This window comes from Oribacterium sp. oral taxon 078 str. F0262, assembly GCF_000160135.1.
Lineage (GTDB): Bacteria > Bacillota > Clostridia > Lachnospirales > Lachnospiraceae > Oribacterium.
The window spans coordinates 15,999-39,673 of the sequence record NZ_GG729936.1 but is presented as its reverse complement, the minus strand read 5'-3'; the positions used below and the strand labels follow the sequence as shown (position 1 = coordinate 39,673).

Here is a 23,675-nt window from a genome sequence, read left to right as displayed (position 1 = left end):
CGCCTCTTTCCCGTAAAAGAAGATCCACTCCCCGCCCTTTGGCGGAGGGTGGATTTTTGTATAAAATCGGATACGCCTTTGAATTTCTTTGCAATTCATAGGGAGAATGCTATACTGAATTTCGGTATGATATCCCCGGAAAAAAGGGGTTTTCATAGGGGTAACGCATCCAAAATACCGTTCATTTTCCAGGAGGGATTTTTATGGCAAGAAAAATGAAAACTATGGATGGAAACCAGGCTGCTGCGCATGCTTCTTATGCATTCTCTGAAGTGGCGGCAATCTTTCCGATTACGCCCTCATCCGTCATGCCGGAGCATGTCGATGAGTGGGCGACCGAGGGCAGAGAGAACATCCTCGGGGAGACGGTTTCGGTGACGGAGATGCAGTCCGAGGCCGGTGCGGCCGGCGCCGTGCATGGGGCTCTGGCGGCCGGAGCTCTGACCACCACCTTCACCGCGTCTCAGGGTCTTCTTCTGATGATTCCGGACATCTACAAGATCGCGGGAGAGCAGCTGCCCGGTGTCTTCGATGTTTCTGCCCGTGCCGTCGCAAGTCACGCGCTCTCCATTTTCGGGGATCACTCCGATGTCATGGCATGTCGTCAGACCGGTGCCGCGATGCTCTGTGAGTCTTCCGTCCAGGAGGTTATGGATCTGACTCCGGTCGCGCATCTTGCGGCGCTGAAGGGACGCCTTCCCTTTATCAATTTCTTCGACGGCTTCCGGACTTCCCACGAGATTCAGAAGATCGAGCAGTGGGACTACGAGGACCTGAAGGACATGGTGGACTGGGACGCTATTGATGCCTTCCGAAAGAATGCTCTCAACCCGAATCATCCGGTGGAGAGAGGCTCCGCGCAGAATCCGGATATCTTCTTCCAGGCGAGGGAGGCCTCCAATCCTTATTATGATGCCATGCCCGCGATCGTCCAGGAGTATATGGACAAGGTCAACGCGAAGATCGGCACGGACTATAAGCTTTTCAATTACTACGGCGCGCCGGACGCGGAGCATGTCATCGTCGCGATGGGCTCCGTCAATGACACCATTGAGGAGACCATTGATTATCTGAAGAAGACGGAGAACGCGAAGCTCGGCGTCGTGAAGGTGAGACTCTACCGTCCCTTCTCGACGGAGGCCTTCCTTTCCGCTCTTCCCAAGAGCGTGAAGACCATCAGCGTCCTCGACCGCACGAAGGAGCCGGGCTCCATCGGAGAGCCGCTCTATCTCGATGTGGTGGCCGCTCTGGCCGGAAGCGCCTTCTCCTCTGTGAAGGTTCTGTCCGGGCGCTACGGCCTCGGCTCCAAGGATACGACGCCGAACCAGATCGTCGCCGTCTTCCGGAATACGGAGAAGAAGAGGTTCACGATCGGCATCAACGATGATGTGACCCACCTCTCCCTTCCGACCGGCCCCTCCCTCGTCACCACTCCGGAGGGCACGGTCAACTGTAAGTTCTGGGGACTCGGTGCGGACGGCACGGTCGGAGCGAACAAGAACTCCATCAAGATCATCGGAGACAATACGGATATGTATGCGCAGGCCTACTTCGACTATGACTCGAAGAAGTCCGGGGGCGTCACGATGTCCCATCTCCGCTTCGGAAAGTCTCCGATCAAGTCCACCTATCTCATCCACAGGGCGAATTTCGTCGCCTGCCACAATCCGGCTTATATGACGAAGTTCAACATGGTGCAGGAGCTTGTGGACGGGGGAACCTTCCTCTTAAACTGCAGCTGGAGCAAGGATGAGGTCGCAGAGCATCTTCCCGGGCAGGTGAAGAAGTATATGGCAGAGCATCATATCCGCTTCTACATCATCGACGGCGTGAAGATCGGAATCGAGACCGGCATGGGGCCGACGAGGATCAATACGATCCTCCAGTCCGCCTTCTTCACCCTGACCGGAATTATCCCGAAGGAGCATGCGAACCAGCTCATGAAGGACGCCGCGCAGAAGACCTACGGCAGAAAGGGAGAGGACGTCGTAAAGAAAAACTGGGCTGCGATCGACGCCGGGGCCAATGCCTTTGAGGAGATCCCCGTGCCGGAGGACTGGAAGAACTGCGGGGACGAGGGCCTCGAGTTCAAGAATAAGACCGAGGGCGCGAAGGATGTGCTGGACTTTGTAAACAATATCCAGAACGCAGTCTCCGCGCAGGAGGGGAACAGCCTGCCTGTCTCCGCCTTCCTGCCCTATGCGGACGGCTCGACGCCCTCCGGAACCGCGGCCTACGAGAAGCGGGGGATTGCGGTCAATGTTCCGAGCTGGAACCCGGACAACTGTATCCAGTGTAACTTCTGCTCCTACGTCTGCCCGCATGCGGCGATCCGCCCCTTCGCCTATACTGAGGAAGAGGCTTCCAAGGCGCCGGAGGGGGATGTGACAAAGCCGATGACCGGCATGCCCGCCTATAAATTCGGCATCAAGGTCTCCGTCATGGACTGCGTCGGCTGCGGCTCCTGCGCGAATGTATGCCCGGGTATGAAGGGACAGAAGGCGCTCACCATGACGCCGATCGCGGAAAATCTCGGGAAGCAGGGCTATTTCGACTATGCGGTCAAGCTGCCCGAGAAGGCGGATGTCATTGCGAAGTTCAAGGAAAATACGGTCAAGGGCTCTCAGTTCAAGAAGCCGCTCTTCGAGTTCTCCGGCGCCTGCCCCGGCTGCGGCGAGACGCCGTACGCAAAGCTCATCACCCAGCTCTTCGGAGAGAGGATGTACATCTCCAATGCGACGGGCTGCTCCTCCATCTGGGGCAATTCCTCTCCCTCGACGCCGTATACAGTGAATGCGAGAGGGCAGGGACCGGCCTGGGACAACTCCCTCTTCGAGGATAACGCGGAGTTTGGCTATGGCATGCTGCTTGCGCAGAATGCGATCCGCGACCGGCTGAAAAAGCAGGTCGAGAGACTCCTGGAGAGGGACGGAGATGAGGCCGTGAAGGCCGCCGCGAAGGACTACCTCGATACCTTCTCCGTCGGTGCGACGAATGGAAATGCGACGGACCGTCTCCTCAGTGCTCTGGCCGGGAGGACGGATGAGATCGCATCGGATCTTCTGAAGAACCGGGATTTCCTCGCGAAGAAGAGCCAGTGGATCTTCGGCGGAGACGGCTGGGCCTATGATATCGGCTTCGGCGGACTGGATCATGTGCTCGCAAGCGGGAAGGATATCAATGTCATGGTCTTTGACACGGAGGTCTACTCTAATACGGGCGGACAGTCCTCCAAGGCGACGCCTACCGGTGCGGTGGCGCAGTTTGCCGCGGGAGGCAAGGATACGAAGAAGAAGGATCTCGCGGGGATTGCGATGTCCTACGGCTATGTCTATGTCGCGCATATCGCGATGGGCGCCGATATGGCACAGACCGTGAAGGCGCTCTCGGAGGCGGAGGCCTATCCGGGTCCCTCCCTCATCATCGCCTACTCTCCCTGCATCAACCACGGCATCAAGAAGGGGATGGCAAAGGCGCAGACCGAGGAGAAGCTCGCGGTGGAGGCCGGCTACTGGAACAACTTCCGCTTTAATCCGCTCGCGGAGAAGAAGTTCAGCCTCGACTCCAAGGAGCCGAAGTACGAGGGCTATCAGGACTTCCTGAAGGGCGAGGTCCGTTATCTTTCCCTTTCTCTGAAGAATCCGGAGAGAGCGGCTGCTCTGGACGAGAAGAACGAGAAGGAGGCGAGGGAGCGCTACGAGCACCTGAGAAAGCTCGCCGAGCTCTACAACAATTAAGCTAAGCTTATAGGCCGTCCCGAAATTTGGGGCGGCGGAGCGCGGCTTTTCAGAAGCGAAAAAAGATGCTACACTAGGGAGGCGATGAGGCTGTCATCGCCTCCCTTTTTCGGCTTTTCGCATTCCCTAAAGAGGGGAGAAGCTGAGGAAACGCCGCCTCCCTCTTGAGAAAAGCCTGTGTCGATCAAGAGACAGACTGCCTGAAAGCTGTGTGAAATGCTTCGCAGAGGGAGAGAAGGGAAGGGGAGCACTGCGCCATAGGGCGGGACTTGACGGGGAGTAAGGAATGAGAAAGGTAATCGTGGCGGTTGTAGGGAGACCGAATGTCGGAAAATCGACTCTCTTTAATGTAATTGCGGGGAAACAGATTTCTATCGTAAAGGACACACCGGGGGTGACGAGGGATCGGATCTATGCAGACTGTGAGTGGCTGAACCATCCCTTTACCCTGGTGGACACGGGGGGGATCGAACCGGACTCCCGGGACGTTCTTCTCAGCCAGATGAGATCACAGGCAGAGCTTGCGATCGAGACGGCCGATGTCATCCTCTTTGTCGTCGATGTGCGAAGCGGTGTGACGGACGCGGACTATGCGGTCGCGGAGCTGCTCCGGAAATCCCATAAGCCGATTGTGCTCTGTGTGAACAAGGTGGATTCCTTCCAGAAGCTGGGGAATGAGATCTATGAGTTCTATCAGCTGGGGCTCGGGGATCCCTTCGGTGTGTCCTCCGTGAATCAGCTGGGGCTCGGCGATCTGCTGGATGAGCTTTTGAAGCATTTCCCGAAGGGTCTGGAGGAGGAAGCGGAGGATGATCGGATCCGGGTCGCCCTCATCGGAAAGCCGAATGTGGGGAAGAGCTCTATGATCAATAAGCTCCTCGGGGAAAACCGCGTCATTGTCTCCGAGATCGCGGGGACCACAAGAGATGCGATCGACACGGAGATCGTCCACGATGGAGAGCGCTACATCTTCATCGACACCGCGGGGCTTCGGCGAAAGGGAAGAGTGACGGATGAGATCGAGAGATACTCGGTGATCCGCACGGTCTCCGCCGTGGACCGGGCCGATATCTGCGTCGTACTGATCGATGCCATAGAGGGAATCACCGAGCAGGATGTCCATATCGCGGGCATCGCGCATGAGTCCGGGAAGGGCGTCATCATCGCCGTGAACAAGTGGGACGCGGTGGAGAAGGACGACAGGACGATGCGGGATTTTACGAAGAAGCTGAGGGAAAAGCTGTCCTATATGGACTATGCGGAGTACCTCTTTCTCTCCGCGAAAACCGGGCAGAGACTCACAAAGCTCTTCCCGCTCATCGACATGGTGCACCAAAACCAGATGCTCCGCGTGAAGACGGGACTCTTAAATGAGATCCTGATGAAGGCGGCGGCGATGAAGCAGCCGCCCTCCGACAAGGGAAAGCGCCTCCGTCTTTTCTATATCACGCAGGTTTCCGTCAGACCGCCAAGCTTTGTGATCTTCGTCAATGACCGGGAGCTCATGCATTTTTCCTACACAAGGTATCTCGAAAACCGGATCCGGGAGGCCTTCGGTTTTCGCGGAACGCCGCTTCGCTTTATCATCCGGGAGAGGGGGGAAAAGGAATGAGCCCTGTGAGAATGCTGATCTGTCTCCTCGTCGGATATCTCTTCGGAAATCTTCCGAGCGGCTATCTCTACGCGAAGCTCCACGGCGTCGACATCTACCATGCGGGCTCCGGAAATCCCGGCAGCACCAATGTTCTCCGCACACTCGGGAAGAAGGCCGGGGCGACGGTACTGCTCATGGATATCGCGAAGACGGTCCTTCCGATTTTTTTCCTGAGTCTTTACTGGAAGCCGGAGACGGAGGATATGCAGAGCCTCATCACCCTCTTTGCGGGGATTGGAGCGGTGCTGGGGCACAACTATCCGCTGCTCCCCGGGATCAAGGGGGGGAAGGGAGTCGCCTGCACGGGGGCGCTGCTTCTCGCCTTTGACTGGAGGCTCGCGCTCCTTTTGCTCGCCCTTTTTATCCTGATCGTGATGCTCACGCATTATGTGAGCCTTGGCTCCATGATCGCGGCCTCCTGCTTCTTCCTTTCTGTGCTTTTCTTTGGGAAGACAGGCTTTCTCCCCATGAGTTCCGCGATCTATAGGGAATGCTGCATCCTCAGCTTTCTGATATCGGGCCTCTGCGTCTTCCAGCATCGCTCCAATATAGGAAGGCTTTTAAACGGCACGGAAAACAAGATCGGAGAAAAGAAAAAACAGGACGGATAAAGAGGATATTTTGAAGGAGGAGAGCATGAAGATCGCGGTAATCGGAGCCGGAACCTGGGGGACCGCCCTCGCCGTCAATCTGTCCCGGAATCATCATGAAATCACGCTCTGGACACGCTCTATTTCAGAGGCGGAGTCCCTTCGGAGTCTGCGGCGCCACAGGAATCTGCCGGGGGTCATACTCCCGGAGGAGATCCGCCCGGGAACGGATCTCAGGGAGGCGGTTACGGAGAATGAGCTTCTGCTTCTCGCAGTCCCCTCCATCGCCGTGCGCTCTCTCTCGAAGGCCATGGCCCCCTTCGTGAGGGAGGGGCAGCTCATCGTCGTCGCCTCGAAGGGGATCGAGGAGGGGACGCTTCTCACCATGACGGAGGTCGTCGAGAGCGAGATTCCCGCGGCGGATGCGGCGGTGCTCTCCGGCCCCTCTCACGCGGAGGAGGTCTCCCGTTTTCTTCCGACCACCATCGTCGTCGGCGCCCATTCCGAGGAGAGCGCAAAGAGGATACAGGATGCCTTTATGAATGAAAGCTTCCGCGTCTACCTGAACTCCGACATGCTGGGCATCGAGATCGGGGCCGCACTGAAGAATGTCATAGCTCTCGCCGCGGGCATCGCGGACGGACTTGGCTACGGCGATAATACGAAGGCCGCTCTCATCACAAGGGGAATTGCGGAGATCGCCCGTCTCGGCGTCAGGATGGGCTGTAAGCTGGAGACCTTTGCGGGGCTCTCCGGCATCGGGGATCTCATCGTCACCTGCGCTTCCATGCATTCCAGGAACCGAAGGGCCGGCATCCTGATCGGAAGGGGGGCCTCCGCCGAGGAGGCCATGCGGGAGGTCGGACAGGTCGTGGAGGGAGTTTACGCCGCGAGGGCGGGGGAGGAGCTGGGGAAGAAATATGAAGTCAGGCTTCCCATCGTCGGGGAGGTCAACGCGGTTTTATTCCAGGGGAAGGCCCCAAAGCTCGCCGTCCGCGAGCTCATGCTCCGGGACCGCCGGGCAGAGAGCCATGGTGTCTCCTATTCGATCCGCCTGGAGGACAGTATATAGGAAAGCTTGGTCTTCGCCTTTTTTCGACGATGGACGAGGCTCCGAAAAATAGCTGATATTCCTGAAAGTTATATATATTCAATATAAATTCATATTTGGTTATAAAAAGAATTGACAGGGCCCGCCGCTTTGTTATAATACCTTAAGACTTAAGCGGGGCGGCTCTTTACGCCCCGGCGAAGAAGCGGCATCCCGGGGAGGGATGCGGGAGATAAGCGGAGGGATAGAGAGTATGAAAAAGCAGAGCAGTATGCTTCTTGCGGCGGCGATGCTTCTGTCGCTCACGGCCTGCGCTTCTTCCGGCGCAAAGTCCGAGAGCACAGCTTCGGAGAAGGCGGCGGGCGGAAGCGCGAAGTGGAAGATCGGTGCAGAGGGACCTCTCAGCGGCGGGGCGGCCGTCTACGGCAATGCCGTTGCAAACGGCGCGGAGCTCGCGGTGAAGGAAATCAATGAAAAGGGCGGGATCAACGGCTATCAGATTGAATTCAAGAAGGCCGATGATGAGCATGATCAGGAGAAGGCGGTCAATGCTTTCAACAGCTTAAAGGACTGGGGCATGCAGGTCCTGGTGGGACCGACGACTTCTGCCCCCACGATCGCGGTCGGCAGCGAGGCGGAGGCCGATAATCTCTTTGTTCTGACTCCGACCGGTTCCGCGGTGGAATGCACGGCGCCGAAGAATGTCTTCCGGGTTTGCTTTTCGGATCCGGCGCAGGGCACGAAGTCCGCACAGTATATCGGAGAGCATAAGCTGGGGAAGAAGGTCGGCGTCCTCTATGATTCCTCTGATGTCTACTCCTCCGGCATCCGCGATGCCTTTGTGGAGGAGGCCAAAAAGCAGGGAATAGAGCTCACGGAGGATCAGCAGTTCACGGCGGACTCCAACAAGGATTTTTCCACGCAGCTCCAGAAATTGAGGGATGCCGGTGCGGATCTCGTCTTCCTGCCCTTCTACTATACCGAGGCGGCTCTCGTGCTGAAGCAGGCGAATACCATGGGCTACAAGCCGATTTTCTTCGGCTGCGACGGGATGGACGGACTTCTGGATGTCGAGAATTTTGACAGCTCCCTCGCGGAGGGACTGATGCTCCTCACTCCGTATTCGGCGGACGCGGAGGATGAGCGGACAAAGAATTTCGTAAAAAGCTATGAGGCGCAGTACGGAGATACGCCGATTCAGTTTGCGGCAGACGCCTATGACGCGGTCTATGCCATCAAGGCGGCGGCGGAGAAGGAGGATTTAAAGCCCTCCCTGTCTGTCTCCGAGATCGGCGACGGGCTGGAGAAGGGGATGACGGAGATCCAGCTCGACGGGCTCACGGGATCCGGAATGCGCTGGAGCGCGGAGGGGGATGTGGATAAGGAGCCGAAGGCTGTGCGGGTCGAAAACGGAAGCTATGTCTCTGCGGAATAAAAAAGGCATAGTTTTTGCGGATTTATGAAAAGGGAGAAAAGGGCTGCTAAGTGGCTGCCCTTTTTTTCAGACTCTGCCCCGCTCCGGGGGCGCGGCAGAGTGCATCGGAGGGGGACGTATCCATGATGAGTTTTTTTTCTTATTTGCTGAACGGCATCAGCCTGGGAGCGGTCTATGCCATCATCGCACTCGGCTATACGATGGTGTACGGCATCGCGAAGATGCTGAATTTTGCGCACGGCGACATCCTTATGCTGGGAGCCTATACAGCGTTTATCGCGTTCAACAGCCTCGGCCTTCCGATTCCGGCCTCGGCGCTTCTCGCCGTCATCGTCTGTACGCTCACGGGTATTCTGACGGAGCGGATCGCCTATAAGCCGCTTCGCGGGGCGAATTCTCTCGCCGTTTTGATCACGGCGATCGGCGTCTCCTACCTCCTGCAAAATCTCGCCCTCCTTATCTTTGGCGCGAATCCGAAGAGCTTCCAGTCTTTTATCCCGATTAAGCCTCTGCATCTTGCCGGAGGCGCGCTCACGATTCCGGGAGAGACCATAGCGACGATACTGACGGGACTTATCGTCGCGGCGGGACTTCTCCTCTTTGTCCACCGCACGAAGGCGGGACAGGCGATGCTCGCGGTCTCCGAGGACAAGGGGGCAGCCACGCTCATGGGCGTCAATGTCAATGCGACGATCGCGATGACCTTTGCGATCGGCTCGGCCCTCGCCGCAGTGGCGGGCATCCTCCTTTGCTCCGCCTATCCCAGCCTGACACCGACGACAGGGGCGATGCCCGGAATCAAGGCCTTTGTCGCCGCGGTGCTGGGGGGGATCGGTTCCATACCCGGGGCCTTTCTCGGTGGAGTGATTCTGGGGATTTTGGAGAATCTCTCGAAGGCCTATATTTCCTCCAAGCTTTCCGATGCGATTGTGTTTTCCGTCCTCATCCTGGTGCTTCTTGTGAAGCCCAGCGGAATCCTGGGGAAGAAGATCACGGAGAAGGTGTAGGGTGCAGCGATGAACGGAAACGGTCGAAGAAAAAAGATCTTTCAGAGCGATATGGCGAGCTATGCCATGATTCTCGCTGCCTATCTCGCGGCGGAGCTTTTTTTGAGAAGCGGCGCGGCGGGCTCCCTCTTTAAGGGACTTTTGGTGCCCCTTTGCATCTATTCCATCATGGCGCTGAGCCTGAATCTTGTGGTCGGGATCTCCGGGGAGCTCTCCCTCGGGCACGCGGGCTTCATGTGCATCGGGGCCTTCAGCTCGGCGAGCTTTTCGATGCTGATGAAGGGACAGGGGCTTCCAAACGGGCTCTGCCTTTTCCTTGCGATCGTGATCGGCGCGCTTTCTGCGGCGGTATTCGGTTTTCTGATCGGAATCCCGGTGCTCCGCCTGAAGGGAGACTACCTCGCGATCGTGACGCTCGCCTTCGGGGAGATCATCAAAAACCTGATCAATGCCCTCTACTTCGGCGTGGACGAGAGGGGGGCACACTTTTCCCTGAAGGATGGAGCTGCGCTTAAGCTTGCAGGCGGCGGGAGGATCATCATTAAGGGAGCGCAGGGGATCACCGGGACCCCGAAGCTTTCGAATTTTACGGTCGGGATCATCCTGCTCCTCCTCTCGCTTTTTCTTGTGCTCCGGCTCATGAATTCCAGGACCGGCCGGGCCATTGCGGCGGTCCGGGACAATCGAATCGCCGCGGAATCCATCGGTCTCGATGCCGCGCGGCTTAAGCTTCTTGCCTTCACGATTTCCGCGGCTATCGCCGGCGCGGCGGGGGTGCTCTATGCCCATAATCTGAGCTCCCTGCAGGCTCTTCCGAAGAACTTCGGCTACAATCAGTCCATCATGATTCTCGTCTTTGTGGTCCTCGGCGGGATCGGAAACATGCGGGGCTCTGTCATTGCCGCCGTGCTCCTGACCCTGCTTCCGGAGCTCCTCCGCTCCCTGAACGACTACCGCATGCTGATCTATGCGGTTGTCCTGATTCTCATGATGCTTTTCACCTCTTCTCCAAGCTTTCTTTCCTTCCGGAGGGAGCTTCTTCTCCGGCTTCGCGGGAGGGGGAAGGACGGAAGGGAGGTCTCCTGATATGGCGGTTTTAAAGGCAGAGGCGCTCGGCATCTCCTTCGGGGGACTGAAGGCCGTGGATGATTTTCATATCGAGATCGAGAAAAGGGAGCTCTATGGCCTGATCGGGCCAAACGGCGCGGGGAAAACCACGATTTTCAACCTTCTGACCGGTGTCTACCGTCCGGAGAGCGGCAGAATCCTCCTGGACGGCGAGAACATCGCCGGAAAGAGCTGTGTCGAGATCAATCAAAGGGGCATCGCGAGGACCTTCCAGAATATCCGGCTCTTCCATCAGCTCAGCGTGCTCGATAATGTCAAGGCGGGCTTTTACCATCATTTTCCCTATTCCCTCCTGGACGCTGTTCTTCATACGCCGCGCTACTTCAGGCAGGAGAAGGAGATGGACAAAAGAGCGGAGGAGCTTCTCTCCGTCTTTGAGCTCTCGGAGGTTTCGGACTGCCGTGCGGGAAATCTCCCCTACGGGAAGCAGAGAAAGCTCGAGATCGCAAGGGCGCTTGCGACGGGGCCGAAGCTTCTGCTTCTGGATGAGCCCGCCGCGGGCATGAATCCCAATGAGACGGAGGAGCTTATGGGGACGATCCGTCTCGTGCGGGACCGCTTCGACATGACCATCCTTTTGATCGAGCACGACATGAAGCTCGTGAGCGGCATCTGCGACCGTCTGACCGTCCTGAATTTCGGGCAGGTTCTGAAGCAGGGAGAGACCGCGGAGGTTCTCCACGACCCCGAGGTTGTGAAGGCATATCTTGGGGAATGAAGGAGGAGAGATGAGCGCGATTTTGGAGGTGGAGAATCTGGAGCTTTGCTACGGCGTGATTCAGGCGCTGAAGGGGATTTCCTTCCATGTGAACAGGGGCGAGATCGTCAGCCTGATCGGCGCAAACGGCGCGGGAAAGACGAGCACGCTTCAGACCATTACGGGACTGATCCCGTCCCGGGGAGGAAGGGTGCTCTACAAGGGAAAGGAGATCACGAGGGCCCCGGGCTATACGCTCGTTCGGCAGGGACTTGCCCACGTCCCCGAGGGGAGGCGCGTCTTTTCGAGCCTCAGCGTCTATCAGAATCTGATGCTTGGCGCCTATACAAGGAAGAAGAAATCCGAGATCGAGGAGAGTCTTTCGATGATCTATCAGCATTTTCCGAGGCTTCTCGAGCGAAAGCAGCAGATGGCGGGGACGCTCTCCGGCGGGGAGCAGCAGATGCTCGCGATGGGAAGGGCACTCATGTCAAAGCCGGAGATGCTCGTTATGGATGAGCCCTCGATGGGCCTTTCCCCGATCTATGTCAATGAGATCTTTTCGATCATAGAGAAGATCCACGCTTCCGGGGTGACGGTGCTTCTCGTCGAGCAAAATGCCGCAAAGGCGCTCTCGATCGCAGACCGCGCCTATGTGCTCGAGACGGGGAGGATCACGATCGAGGGGAAGGCGTCGGAGCTTCTCCGGGATGAGAGGGTAAAGGCAGCTTATCTCTCGGAGTGAGTTTTTCCGGATCGTTTTTTCGGATGCTTTTCCCGGGGAGCGGAAGGGAGGATGCTTGAACAGGAAAGCGGCGGTCGGAATCGTGCTTTTAATGATATTCTGCGTGCTGTCGAGTCTTTTCTTCCGCCTTTATCTCAGAGAGCAGCTCCGCCGCTACGACGAGAGAGGGGCACAGGGGAGGCAGGGCGAGGAGGGGACGGCACCGCTGATGCTTTCGGGGGAGGAGACGAGGGAGTCCGATCCCCGCGAGAGCCCGAAGAAGCGCTTTCAGCGGGAGCTCTTTGAGCTGGATCGGGAGACGGAGGAGCTTCTCTCCCAAAAGGGAGGGACATCCCTCCGGGAGAGGAGGCAGAGGATCTCCGAAATCTGGGACGCCAAGATGCGGCAGATTGCCTCCGATGTCTCCGGAGAGCTCTACGGCAAGGAGAGGGAGGACTTCCAGATCGAGCAGAGCCGCTTCCTCCTCGAGCGCGCGCAGGATGCAAAGAAGGAGCTCAGCGAGAAAAAGAGCGGGAGCACCGAGAATATCGACTACCTGAAGAAGTACACGGAGCTCACGCGGGAGCGCTGCTATGAGATTTTGGACAAGCTTTCAGACTAGGGCTTGCGCAGGATCTCCCGGAAAAGTATAATCCCCATGGAATGTCTATGGAAAGGAAGATTGGGAAATGCAAAAATACGGCGTCAATGAGCTGAGGCGGATGTTTCTTGAATTTTTTGAGGAGAAGCAGCACCTCAGGATGAAGAGCTTTTCTCTGGTCCCCCACAATGATAAAAGCCTCCTTCTGATCAATTCCGGCATGGCCCCCCTGAAGCCCTACTTCACGGGGCAGGAGATCCCGCCCAGGAAGCGGGTCACTACCTGTCAGAAATGCATCCGCACAGGGGATATCGAGAATATCGGGAAAACCGCGAGGCACGGCACCTTCTTTGAGATGCTGGGCAATTTCTCCTTTGGAGATTACTTTAAGGAGGAAGCGATTCACTGGGCCTGGGAGTTTCTGACGGAGAGGGTGGGGATACCGGCGGACCGGCTCTATCCCTCCGTCTATCTGGATGACGACGAGGCCTTCCGGATCTGGAAGGAGGAGATCGGCATCGCCCCGGAGCGCATCTACCGCTTCGGAAAAGAGGATAATTTCTGGGAGCACGGAGCGGGCCCCTGCGGCCCCTGCTCGGAGATCTACTATGACCGCGGGGAAAAATACGGCACGGGACCGGAGGATGTCATGGGAGGCGAGGGAGACCGCTTTATGGAGGTCTGGAACATCGTCTTTTCTCAGTTCAATAATGACGGACACGGCGTCTATACCGAGCTTGAGCATAAAAACATCGATACGGGCATGGGACTGGAGCGGCTTGCGGTCGTCTGTCAGGACGTGCTCTCCCTCTTTGATGTCGATACGAACCGGGCGATGATGGAGGAGATCGGAGCGCTCGCGCACTGCCGCTACGAGGAGGATCCGGAAAAGGATGTCTCCTTCCGCATCATCGCGGACCATGTGAAGAGCTGTACCTTCATGGCCTCCGACGGGATCCTGCCCTCCAATGAGGGACGGGGCTATGTCTTCCGGAGACTGCTTCGGCGGGCCGCCCGACACGGAAAGATCCTCGGACTCAAGGGCCGCTTCATGGCCGCGCTCTCTCAGAAGGTGATCGAGCTCTCAAAGGACGGTTATCCGGAGCTCGAGGAGAAGAGGGAGATGATTCTCCGCGTCATCGAGCAGGAGGAGGAGAGATTCCAGAATACGATCGACAAGGGGCTGGAGATTCTCTCAGAGCTTCAGGAAGAGATGAAGAAGAGGGGGGAGAAGGTTCTGTCCGGTGAGGACGCCTTCCGCCTCTATGATACCTTCGGCTTTCCGCCGGATCTTACGAGGGAGATTCTCTCGGACAAGGGGCAGAGCATCGATGAGGAGGGCTTCCAGAAGGCGATGCGGCTGCAGCGGGAGACCGCAAGGGCCGCCCGGAAATCCACGAATTATATGGGGAGAGACGATATCTATCAAAGGCTTGACCCGAAGCTCCGGACAGAGTTTACAGGCTATCACAGCCTCACGGAGCGATCGAAAATCACCGCGCTTGTGCGCCTCGCCCCGGAGGATGGGGAGGATGAAATCGTGGATGTCCTGACGGACGGGGAGAGAGGAGCGGTTCTCACGGAGAGGACCCCCTTCTACGCGACGATGGGCGGACAGGTGGGAGACACGGGATCGATTTTGGGAGGAGAGGGAGACTTCACCGTCGAGGAGACGATTCATCTCCAGGGGGGGAAGATCGCTGAGATTGGTACCATGCGCTCCGGAATGCTCAAGGCGGGAGAGGAAGCGGAGCTCCGGGTCGATCCTATACGCCGGGAGAGGACCGCGAGAAATCACACGGCTACACACCTTCTCCATGAGGCGCTTCGGGAGGTGCTGGGAAATCATGTCGAGCAGGCCGGAGCTTACTACGACGACAAGCGCCTTCGCTTTGATTTTACCCATTTTGAAGCTCTGACGGAGGAGGAGATCCGGAAGGTCGAAGAGATCGTGAACCGGGAGATTTCGAAGCTCACCCCGGTGAAGACGGAGGAGATGAGCCTGGAGGACGCGAAGAAATCCGGTGCGGTCGCGCTTTTCGGAGAGAAATACGGAGACAGGGTCCGCGTGGTCTCCGTCGGCGACTTCTCAAAGGAGCTCTGCGGCGGGACGCATGTCGCAAACACCGCGGAGATCCAGGGCTTAAAGATCCTCTCCGAGCAGGGGATCGCCTCCGGTGTCCGGAGGATCGAAGCGCTCACCTCGGAAAACCTCATGGCATATTTTTCGGAGGAGGAGGAGCTTCTCCGGGAGGCGGCAAAGCTTCTGAAGACCGAGCCGAAGCATCTTTCGGAGAGAATCCTGGCCCTGGAAAAGGAGTTAAAGGACAGCCGGGCCGAGGCGGAGAGCCTCAGAGCGAAGCTTGCAAAGGAGTCTATGGGAGAGCTTTCGGTCGAAGAGATCTCCGGAGTCAGCTTCCTCGCAAAGGCGCTGGAGGGCGCCGACGGGAATTCTCTCCGTGAGCTCGGAGACCAGCTGAAGGAGCGCTATCCCGATGCGTTTATCGTCCTGGCGTCGGACAAGGGGGGAAAGCCCTGCCTCATGGCAACTGCCGCGGACTCGGCTGTGAAGAAGGGCGCGGATGCCGGGGCACTGATCCGGGCTGTGGCCCCGATCCTCGGCGGAGGCGGGGGCGGACGCCCGAATATGGCGCAGGCCGGCGGAAAGGATACGAGCAGAATCCCGGAGGCTCTGGAGAAGGCCCGGGAAATTGCGAAGGAGCAGCTGAAGGCCTAGGAGCCATCTTTTGCCCGGCCCTGAGATACTGATTTTAGCGAAGCTAATATTGATTTTGGCACAGCCATGAGAGATCTTGGCTGTGCCTTTATGCATCCGGCACCAGATCCAAAGCTGCTGCCGGATGGATCCGGAGCCGGCTCTTCGGATTCCCTTGACTTCTTACGGAATCGTGCTAGAATATGAAAATGGTTTTCAAATCCAAAGGTGAGCCATGAGCGAAAAGACAAGATATAAGACCCAGCAAAGAGCGGAGATCGACGCCTATTTGGAGTCAGTCCCGGGAAAGCATATGACGGCGGCGGATATCTGCGCCCATTTTCGGGAGCAGGGAAGGCCCATCGGGACGAGCACCATATACAGGCAGCTCGAGCGCATGATCGATGCGGGTCTTGTAAAGAAGTATGTGATCGATCAGAATAGCCCGGCCTGCTTCGAGTACGTCGGAGGCGGGAGGGGGGAGAGCGGCAGCTGCTTTCACTGTAAGTGCGAGAAATGCGGGAAGCTGATCCACCTTCACTGCGGGGAGATGGAGCTGATCGAAGAGCATCTTCTCAGCCGGCATGGCTTTTCCTGGAATCCGATGCGCACGGTCTTCTACGGGATCTGCGGGGACTGCCGGGATTAGGCTTCCTTTCCCGGGATTTTAGCGGGAGCATCGAAGGAGCTGATATTTTCAAGAAAGAGGTCAAGATGAAGCTGAAGAAATTGCTGTCTGCATTTGTTATCGCATGCTCCGGAGCGGCTCTGCTCTCAGCCTGCACCCAGGGCGGAACACAAAGCACGGAGGCGAAGAAGGAGAGCTCCCCGGAGAAGACGGAGGCTCCGAAGGAATCGGAGAAGGCGGAAACGGAGAAGGCGGAGGGCGGAAAACGCCTGAATATCGTCTGTACCAATTTCCCGGAGTATGATTTCGTCCGGGCGATCGCAAAGGATCAGGCGGATATCACGATGCTCTTAAAGCCGGGGGCGGAGAGCCACAGCTATGAGCCGACGCCGGAGGATATCATAAAGATTCAAAAGAGCGATCTCTTTCTCTATGTCGGCGGGGACTCCGACGAGTGGGTCGCCGGCATGCTGAAGTCCATGGATACGAAGAATATGACGATCTTTAAGCTCATGGACGCGGTGGATCTGATCGAGGAGGGACACTCCGAGGGCATGGAGCCGGAGAAGGAGGAAGAGGAGCCTGCCGCGAAGAAGAGCGCCGCTTCGGAAGGGGAGTCCGCTTCGGAGAAGAGCGCTTCCGAAGAGGCGGAGTCCGAGGAGGAAGAGGGCCCAGAGATGGATGAGCATGTCTGGACCTCTCCCGTGAATGCGGAAAAGATCGTAGAGAAGCTCGCGGAGACGATGGAGAAGCTGGATCCGGAGAAGAAGGAGAGCTTTTCGAAGAACGCCGAGGACTATATCGGAAAGCTCAAGAAGCTGGATCAGGAGTTCCGGGACGTTGTGAACAGCGGAAAGCGGAAGGAGATCATCGTTGCAGACCGCTTCCCCTTTACCTACTTCTGTAAGGAATATGGGCTCAGCTATTACGCCGCTTTCCCGGGCTGCTCAACGGATACACAGCCTTCCGCGAAGACCATCGCCTTCCTCCAGGACAAGGTGAAGGAGGATCAGATCCCCGTGGTCTTCCACATTGAGCTCAGCAATGAGCAGATGGCGGACGCGATCTGCAAGGATACCGGTGCGAAGAAGGAGCTCTTGAACGCGATTCACAATGTCACGGACGAGGATTTCAAGGCCGGCGTGACCTATGTGGATCTTATGGAGAAGAATGTGCCAGCGCTGAAGGAGGCATTAAACTAAGATGAGTCTGATCTCCCTGAAAGATGTAAGCTTTTCCTATGAGGGAAGAATGGTTCTTTCGGGTGTGAGCTTCGAGCTTTCCGACGGCGACTACCTTTGCGTCGTCGGAGAAAACGGAGCCGGAAAAAGCACTCTTTTAAAGGGCCTTCTCGGCCTGAAAAAGCCCTCCGGCGGACAGATCTTATTCGGGGACGGACTTTCGAATTCGGAGATCGGATGCCTCCCGCAGCAGACGCAGACCCAGCGGGACTTTCCTGCGAGCGTGTGGGAGGTCGTCCTCTCCGGCTGCCTGAACCGTCTCTCCTTCTTCCCCTTTTACCGAAGAAAGGAGAGGGAGAGGGCGGAGCAGGCGATGGAGTATTTGAAGATCACAGGACTCCGGAAGCATTGCTACCGGAATCTTTCGGGAGGACAGCAGCAGAGGACGCTTCTTGCGAGAGCGCTCTGTGCGACCAGCAAGCTATTGATCTTGGATGAGCCGGTTTCCGGTCTTGACCCGAGGGCTCAGCTGGAGCTCTATGAGCTCGTGAGGGAGCTGAACCGAAAGCTCCACATCACGATCATCATGGTCTCTCATGACGTAAGGCAGGCGCTTCCCTATGCGAACAAGGTCCTGCACCTCGCCCATAAGCAGCTCTTCTTCGGAGGCAGGGAGGAGTATCTCGAGACAGAGCTCGGGAAAGGATTTTTGAAGGGAGGAGAGTAATGAAAACACTGCTGGAGATGCTGTCCTACCCCTTTCTCGTGCGGGCGCTCATCGTGGGCTGCCTCGTCTCGCTCTGCGCGTCCCTCCTTGGGACGAGCCTTGTGCTGAAGCGCTATTCCATGATCGGGGACGGACTGTCCCATGTGGGATTTGCGGCTCTCGCCATCGCCTATGCCCTGAATCTTGCGCCGATGTCGCTGTCCATCCCGGTCTGCGTGATCGCCGCCTTTTTTCTTTTGCAGCTGGAAGAGAATGCAAAGATCAAGGGGGATGCCGCGACGGCACTTCTTTGCAGCGGCGCACTCGCTGTCGGCGTCATGACGATCTCTCTCACGACGGGGATGAATACCGATGTGTGCAACTATATGTTCGGAAGCATCCTCGCCATGAGCCCCTCCGATGTGGAGCTCTCCGTGGTGCTCAGCATCATCGTACTGCTCCTCTACCTTCTTTTTTATCCCAGGATCTTCGCCGTGACCTTCGATGAAAGCTTTGCAAAAGCGAGCGGAACCAATACCCGGCTCTACAACATGGTTATCGCGCTGCTCACGGCGGTGACGATCGTACTCGGAATGCGGATGATGGGAACTCTCCTGATCTCAAGCCTCATCGTCTTTCCTTCTCTCACGGCGATGAGGATCTGCAGGACCTTTCGCTGGACGGTTTTGATGTCGGCACTCTTCTCGCTTTCGGGCTTTCTCGTGGGAATTATTCTGTCCTACCTCTACTCGATTCCGACCGGGGCGTCCATCGTTGTGATTGACATCCTCCTCTTCTTTTTCTTCTCCGCGGTGGAAATGCTGCGGGAGAGGAAGTAGACAGAGGGAGACGGAAAGGAGAAGTGGAAATGGAGAAAAGCGGAGCGCCGTTTCGGCGCAGCTGTCTTCTTGTTTTTTTGACCGCATTCGCCCTTTCAGCGCTGAGCGGCTGCAAAAAGAGCAGTGACGTCCGAACGGTACCGGGGGCCGCCCCCTCCCGGAAGTCGATCTCGGAGGCCGCAGCTTCCTCAGAGGGCGCTGTTTCAGAAAAGGAGGCCGCATCGATGGCCGCGGAGCTGGACTCTTTGGAAGCGAAGGAGCAGTCGAGCCTGGACGCCTCCCGGGCGGAGAGCGCGGCGGCATCCGGAGAGTCGATCGAGACTTCCAAGGCAGCGGGAAATGACGGCGCGAGCCTTCCTCCGGTCCCGACGATCGAGACCTCGATCGGGGCGAACGGAGAGGTTTATCCGCGGGACGAGTATCCCTATGACATCGAAAAGGACAGAAAAAGTTTTGACCCGGGGAAGATCGATATCCGGATCGGTGATCACCACTACGCGACGCAGATCAACGACTTCTATACGAATTTCAAGGACTATGACGGAAAGACGGTGGAGATCGAGGGCTATTACATGGATTTTGGCGGTTATACCCTGGTGGGACGCCGCGGCCCGAGCTGTCCCTACTGCACCGGGGGCTATGTGAATTTCGAATTCAAATCCGATCAGGATCTCTCGAAGCTCCGCTCCGAAAAATCCTGGATCCGGGTGAAGGGTATCCTCCGGGAGGGAACCTTTTATCTCACGGAGAATGCGACGCAGAAGATATACTATATAGAGGCACTTGAGCTCACAGAGCTACCGGAGGTCGGCTTGGATACTGTGACAGACTGAGAAAGTCTTCTTCGCACCCTGATCCTGATGTCACCGGCACAGAAGGATCGCTCCGAGTCTGTCAGGCCTGTCAGAAGGCAGACTTCCCTGTTCGGAACCTGGCTTCATGGAAGAAGCATTTCTCCGAGAAAAGCACTTATGGACACTTTGAATCTGCCTGAAAGCAGGCTTCTTCGCTGGGCAGCTGGAATCTGTCTGAAAGCAGACTTCATTGCCGGACAGCTGGAATCTGCCTGAAAGCAGACTTCTTCGCCGGACAGCTGGAATCTGTCTGAAAGCAGGCTTCTTCGCCCGCCCGGCAGTTGACAAAGCCTGCGGAGATGGGTAGAATACTTTTACTGTAAAAAGCTCCTGATTCCGTTCGGCTTCCAGAAACCTGGAAGCCGGGCTTTTACTGTATAAGTCCCCGCCGGGCGACAGAATGGACGCCGTGTTTGCACGAGCGTCCGTTCCGGCATCTGGCGGGACAAGCGCTGTGAGGCAAAAGTGATACCGCTTTGTCTGCCGTTTTATCCGCCCGGCAGAGTATGCTCTCGCCTGTTTTATGATATCAGCGAGGAACAAGGACAGAACGGAAGCGGACTTTTTCCGGGGATTTCGGAAACAGATCAAAGATCAACAGAAAAAAGTTCAATAGGGAAAAGGATCGAAAGGACTAATCGACGTGGCTGAGGGGAAGAAAAATTTACTGACGAGGGCCGGTCTCAACAAGTATGAGGCGGAGCTCCATGATTTAAAGGTGAATCGCCGGCAGGAGATCGCGGGAAAGATCAAGGAAGCAAGAGAACAGGGAGATCTCTCTGAAAATGCGGAATACGATGCGGCAAAGGATGAGCAGCGGGAGATCGAGGAGCGCATCGTGCAGCTCGAGCTGCTTTTGAAAAATGCGGAGGTCGTGGACGACACGGAAGAGGGCAGTATCAATATCGGCTGCCATGTGAAGCTTCTCGATAAGGAATTCGACGAGGAGGTGGAATATACCATCGTCGGATCCACGGAGGCGAATTCGCTGCAGGGGAAGATTTCCAATGAATCCCCGGTGGGGAAGGCGCTCCTCCATCACAGGGAGGGGGATACCGTGGAGGTAGAGACGCAGAATGGTGTCCTTCAATTCACTGTCCTCAGCGTGGAAAAGGCAAATCTGGAGGACTGAAGACAGGAGGGGAGATGGGAGAGAAGCAGAAGGAATTAAAAGGGCAGGGCGCGGAGCCGGTGGATATGAATCATATCTTAAGGGCTCGCCGCGACAAGCTTTCGGAGCTTCAGGGAGCGGGAGAGGACCCCTTTTTGATCACAAAATTCGACCAGAGGGAGCATTCTCTGGAGATCCGGGAACACCCGGAAGCCTTTGAAGGGAAGACGGTCTCCGTGGCGGGGCGCATCCTCTCGAAGAGAGTCATGGGAAAGGCGAGCTTTTTGCATCTCCAGGACCGGGAGGGGAAGATACAGGTCTATGTCACGAGGGACTCCCTCGGGGAGGACAGGTACCGCGGCTTTAAAAAGCTGGACATCGGTGATCTGATCGGCGTGGAGGGCTTTGCCTTCACCACGAAAATGGGGGAGATCAGCATTCATGCGGAAAAGCTCACGCTCCTCTCCAAGTCCCTCTATCCGCTGCCGGAGAAATTCCACGGCCTGCAGGACACGGATGTCCGTTACCGTCAGCGCTATGTGGATCTCATCATGAACGAGGACAGCCGAGCGGTATTCGTGAAGCGCTCCCGGATCATCCATGAGATCCGCAGCTTTCTCGCGGACCGGGATTTTATCGAGGTCGAGACTCCCATGCTTGTGGACAATGCGGGCGGAGCGGCCGCAAGACCCTTTGAGACGCATTACAATGCGCTGGACGAGGATGTGAAGCTTCGGATCTCTCTTGAGCTCTACCTGAAACGTCTCATTATCGGCGGACTGGAGCGGGTTTTCGAGATCGGGAGAGTCTTTCGAAACGAGGGACTCGATACCCGCCATAATCCGGAGTTTACGCTGATGGAGCTCTATCAGGCCTATACCGACTATAACGGAATGATGGAGCTTACGGAATCTCTCTTCCGTCATATCGCAGAGAAGGTCTGCGGGACAAGCCTTATCTCCTACCAGGGGACGGAGATCGATCTCGGAAAACCCTTTCAGAGACTCACGATGACAGAGGCGGTGAAGGAGGCCACCGGCATTGATTTTGATGAGATAAAGGAGCTGGTGGAGGCCAGAAGACTTGCAAAGGAGAGAAATATTCCCTTTGAGGAGCGCCACGGAATCGGGGATATCGAGAATCTTTTCTTTGAGGAGTTCTGCGAGGAGAAGCTCATCCAGCCCACCTTCATCATGGATCACCCGGTCGAAATCTCTCCGCTCACAAAGAGAAAGCCAGAGGATCCCTCGAAGGTCGAGCGCTTTGAGCTCTATATCTACGGCAGAGAGATGTGCAATGCCTATTCCGAGCTGAACGACCCGATCGACCAAAGGGAGCGCTTTCTGGCACAGGATGCGCTGGCTGCCGCCGGTGATGAAGAGGCCAACCACACGGATGAGGATTTCCTCCATGCGATGGAGATCGGCATGCCCCCCACAGGCGGGATCGGCTACGGCATCGATCGTCTGGTCATGCTCTTCACGGATACGCCTGCGATCCGCGATGTGCTTCTCTTCCCGACACTCAAGAGCTTGTCCAAGGATAACACTCAAGTACATGAGGACAAAAAGGACGAGGAAGCAGCATCTGATAATAACGGATTCTTCACCCCGAATGACAAGATCGACTTCTCTAATGTGAAGATCGAGCCTTTGTTTGAGGAAGAAGTAGACTTCGATACCTTCAGTAAGTCTGATTTCAGAGCTGTTAAGGTCAAGGCCTGCGGGGCAGTTCCGAAGTCAAAGAAGCTCTTGAAGTTCGTTCTGGACGACGGAACTGGCACCGACCGAATCATTCTTTCCGGAATTCATGCTTATTATGAGCCGGAAGAGCTGGTTGGAAAGACCTTGATCGCCATCACCAATCTCCCTCCGAGAAAGATGATGGGCATCGATTCCTGCGGAATGCTTCTCTCCGCTGTCAATAACAAGAAGGACAGCGATGAAGAAGAGCTTCACCTTCTGATGGTGGACAACCACATCCCGGCAGGCGCGAAGCTGTACTGATCCGGCCGAAAAGTACTTGGATTTGTGTAACAAGTTGCAGACCCAGATAAATTCCCGGACATGAATTGCAACATGGTTGCAACGAATCCGCAGTTTTTGATAAAAAATTACAGATTCTGACATGTAGCAAGACAGAAATCATATAGTACCCATTGAGGCACTTTCTTTAGAAGAGATTCTGAAGAAAGTGCCTTTTTTGCGCGGAACTACGAGCGGGGTCAGATGGGCACAGAAAGCAGGGAGCCATGCTTGCATGGCGAGATGCTTTATGGGCACAGATGATAGCGCGGCGCACGATGTCCAGTGGACATCGGTTCTGCGCGGACCGAAGCGGAGCGTAGACCAGCGCGACATCGAGCATCTTTGATGCGAGATGGCCCCGAAGTAACTGTTAACTACAGAATCCAAGACAAGGGATACCACAAATCCAAAGCGAAAGGAGAAGTGCAATGAGTAAGACCAGGATTGGTGAGGAACTGATGACGGATGAGTATTACGATCTGGAACGAAGGACAGATATCAAGGCGGAGGCAGGGCGGCTGAAGAAGAAATTCCTGACCTGGAGGGAATGCGAGATAGTCTACAGCCTGCAGCACAGGAAACTTCTGAAGCTGGCTGATGAGTGCGGGGCGATCTACCGCTTCGATGGGGTTGTCCTCATCAACCGGGATATCTTTGATGCCTATCTGGAGAAGTTCCGGCAGGAGCCTCTCACCCAAGGGCAGGTTCGTAAGGTGAGAAACCGCTGGGAGCAGGCGAAGGATGAAGGGTAATTTATGGAAGATTTCAGATCGATTGGATGAAACCGACATTCGCTTTGCACAGAAACAGTTCTTCGATCTGAGATCGGGATATGAGTATTACGGACTGACGGAAAAGGTGATTCTTCGCATGGCGAGGGAAGCAGGAGCTCTTTATAAGATCGAAACTACCTATCGGGTCCGGAGGGATTTATTTGATGCGTATTTAAGAGATCAGTACAGAAGGGAGAACCGGTAATGCCCATATAA

The 23,675-nt window shown here is 56.4% G+C and carries 20 protein-coding genes; all 20 read left to right on the top strand.

The window, feature by feature from the left end; genetic code table 11:
- The first annotated feature begins 203 nt into the window (after positions 1-203).
- The 20 genes from nifJ to GCWU000341_RS10170 all read left to right on the top strand — a co-directional run bounded on the left by nifJ (position 204) and on the right by GCWU000341_RS10170 (position 23,664).
- A complete protein-coding gene (gene nifJ, locus GCWU000341_RS10265; RefSeq protein ID WP_009215928.1) occupies positions 204-3,737 on the top strand; it encodes a pyruvate:ferredoxin (flavodoxin) oxidoreductase in 3,534 nt (1,177 codons plus the stop codon).
- A 286-nt stretch (positions 3,738-4,023) separates the two neighbouring features.
- Positions 4,024-5,349, top strand: a complete 1,326-nt coding sequence (gene der, locus GCWU000341_RS10260; RefSeq protein ID WP_009215926.1) for a ribosome biogenesis GTPase Der — start codon at positions 4,024-4,026, stop codon at positions 5,347-5,349.
- Positions 5,346-6,002: a glycerol-3-phosphate 1-O-acyltransferase PlsY gene (plsY, locus tag GCWU000341_RS10255; RefSeq protein WP_009215925.1), complete on the top strand. Its 657-nt coding sequence runs from the start codon at positions 5,346-5,348 to the stop codon at positions 6,000-6,002. Before der ends, plsY begins: the two co-directional genes overlap by 4 nt.
- Before the next feature lie 25 nt (positions 6,003-6,027).
- Positions 6,028-7,053 carry an NAD(P)H-dependent glycerol-3-phosphate dehydrogenase gene (locus tag GCWU000341_RS10250; RefSeq protein ID WP_040654236.1) on the top strand — a complete coding sequence of 342 codons (1,026 nt, stop codon included), beginning with the start codon at positions 6,028-6,030 and terminating at the stop codon, positions 7,051-7,053.
- A 232-nt stretch (positions 7,054-7,285) separates the two neighbouring features.
- Entirely contained in the window at positions 7,286-8,467 is a 1,182-nt protein-coding gene (locus GCWU000341_RS10245; protein ID WP_040654234.1) for an ABC transporter substrate-binding protein, read from the top strand.
- A 125-nt stretch (positions 8,468-8,592) separates the two neighbouring features.
- Complete coding sequence (locus GCWU000341_RS10240; RefSeq protein WP_196794843.1) at positions 8,593-9,474, top strand: branched-chain amino acid ABC transporter permease; 882 nt, start codon at positions 8,593-8,595, stop codon at positions 9,472-9,474.
- Positions 9,475-9,483: 9 nt separating this feature from the next.
- Positions 9,484-10,560: a branched-chain amino acid ABC transporter permease gene (locus GCWU000341_RS10235; RefSeq protein ID WP_009215921.1), complete on the top strand. Its 1,077-nt coding sequence runs from the start codon at positions 9,484-9,486 to the stop codon at positions 10,558-10,560.
- Between the two features lies 1 nt (position 10,561).
- Positions 10,562-11,320 (top strand): ABC transporter ATP-binding protein, encoded by a 759-nt coding sequence (locus GCWU000341_RS10230; protein WP_009215920.1) that lies wholly within the window; start codon positions 10,562-10,564, stop codon positions 11,318-11,320.
- A 10-nt stretch (positions 11,321-11,330) separates the two neighbouring features.
- Positions 11,331-12,044 (top strand): ABC transporter ATP-binding protein, encoded by a 714-nt coding sequence (locus GCWU000341_RS10225; protein ID WP_009215919.1) that lies wholly within the window; start codon positions 11,331-11,333, stop codon positions 12,042-12,044.
- A gap of 55 nt (positions 12,045-12,099) precedes the next feature.
- Positions 12,100-12,645: a lysozyme inhibitor LprI family protein gene (locus tag GCWU000341_RS10220; protein ID WP_009215918.1), complete on the top strand. Its 546-nt coding sequence runs from the start codon at positions 12,100-12,102 to the stop codon at positions 12,643-12,645.
- Positions 12,646-12,712: 67 nt separating this feature from the next.
- Positions 12,713-15,361, top strand: coding sequence for an alanine--tRNA ligase (gene alaS, locus GCWU000341_RS10215; RefSeq protein ID WP_009215917.1), 2,649 nt, complete (start codon positions 12,713-12,715; stop codon positions 15,359-15,361).
- Positions 15,362-15,575: 214 nt separating this feature from the next.
- Positions 15,576-15,989: a Fur family transcriptional regulator gene (locus tag GCWU000341_RS10210; RefSeq protein WP_009215915.1), complete on the top strand. Its 414-nt coding sequence runs from the start codon at positions 15,576-15,578 to the stop codon at positions 15,987-15,989.
- Between the two features lie 65 nt (positions 15,990-16,054).
- Positions 16,055-17,170, top strand: coding sequence for a metal ABC transporter substrate-binding protein (locus GCWU000341_RS10205; protein WP_009215914.1), 1,116 nt, complete (start codon positions 16,055-16,057; stop codon positions 17,168-17,170).
- A 1-nt stretch (position 17,171) separates the two neighbouring features.
- Complete coding sequence (locus tag GCWU000341_RS10200; RefSeq protein ID WP_009215913.1) at positions 17,172-17,876, top strand: metal ABC transporter ATP-binding protein; 705 nt, start codon at positions 17,172-17,174, stop codon at positions 17,874-17,876.
- Positions 17,876-18,694, top strand: coding sequence for a metal ABC transporter permease (locus tag GCWU000341_RS10195; protein ID WP_009215912.1), 819 nt, complete (start codon positions 17,876-17,878; stop codon positions 18,692-18,694). Before GCWU000341_RS10200 ends, GCWU000341_RS10195 begins: the two co-directional genes overlap by 1 nt.
- A gap of 29 nt (positions 18,695-18,723) precedes the next feature.
- Positions 18,724-19,527, top strand: a complete 804-nt coding sequence (locus tag GCWU000341_RS12775) for a hypothetical protein (RefSeq protein WP_009215911.1) — start codon at positions 18,724-18,726, stop codon at positions 19,525-19,527.
- A 664-nt stretch (positions 19,528-20,191) separates the two neighbouring features.
- Positions 20,192-20,680, top strand: coding sequence for a transcription elongation factor GreA (gene greA, locus GCWU000341_RS10185; protein ID WP_009215908.1), 489 nt, complete (start codon positions 20,192-20,194; stop codon positions 20,678-20,680).
- Between the two features lie 14 nt (positions 20,681-20,694).
- Complete coding sequence (gene lysS, locus GCWU000341_RS10180) at positions 20,695-22,665, top strand: lysine--tRNA ligase (protein WP_009215907.1); 1,971 nt, start codon at positions 20,695-20,697, stop codon at positions 22,663-22,665.
- Between the two features lie 449 nt (positions 22,666-23,114).
- Positions 23,115-23,438: a DUF6462 family protein gene (locus tag GCWU000341_RS10175; protein ID WP_009215905.1), complete on the top strand. Its 324-nt coding sequence runs from the start codon at positions 23,115-23,117 to the stop codon at positions 23,436-23,438.
- Positions 23,428-23,664, top strand: coding sequence for a DUF6462 family protein (locus GCWU000341_RS10170; RefSeq protein WP_009215904.1), 237 nt, complete (start codon positions 23,428-23,430; stop codon positions 23,662-23,664). The genes GCWU000341_RS10175 and GCWU000341_RS10170 overlap by 11 nt, the downstream gene beginning before the upstream one ends.
- Positions 23,665-23,675 lie beyond the last annotated feature (11 nt).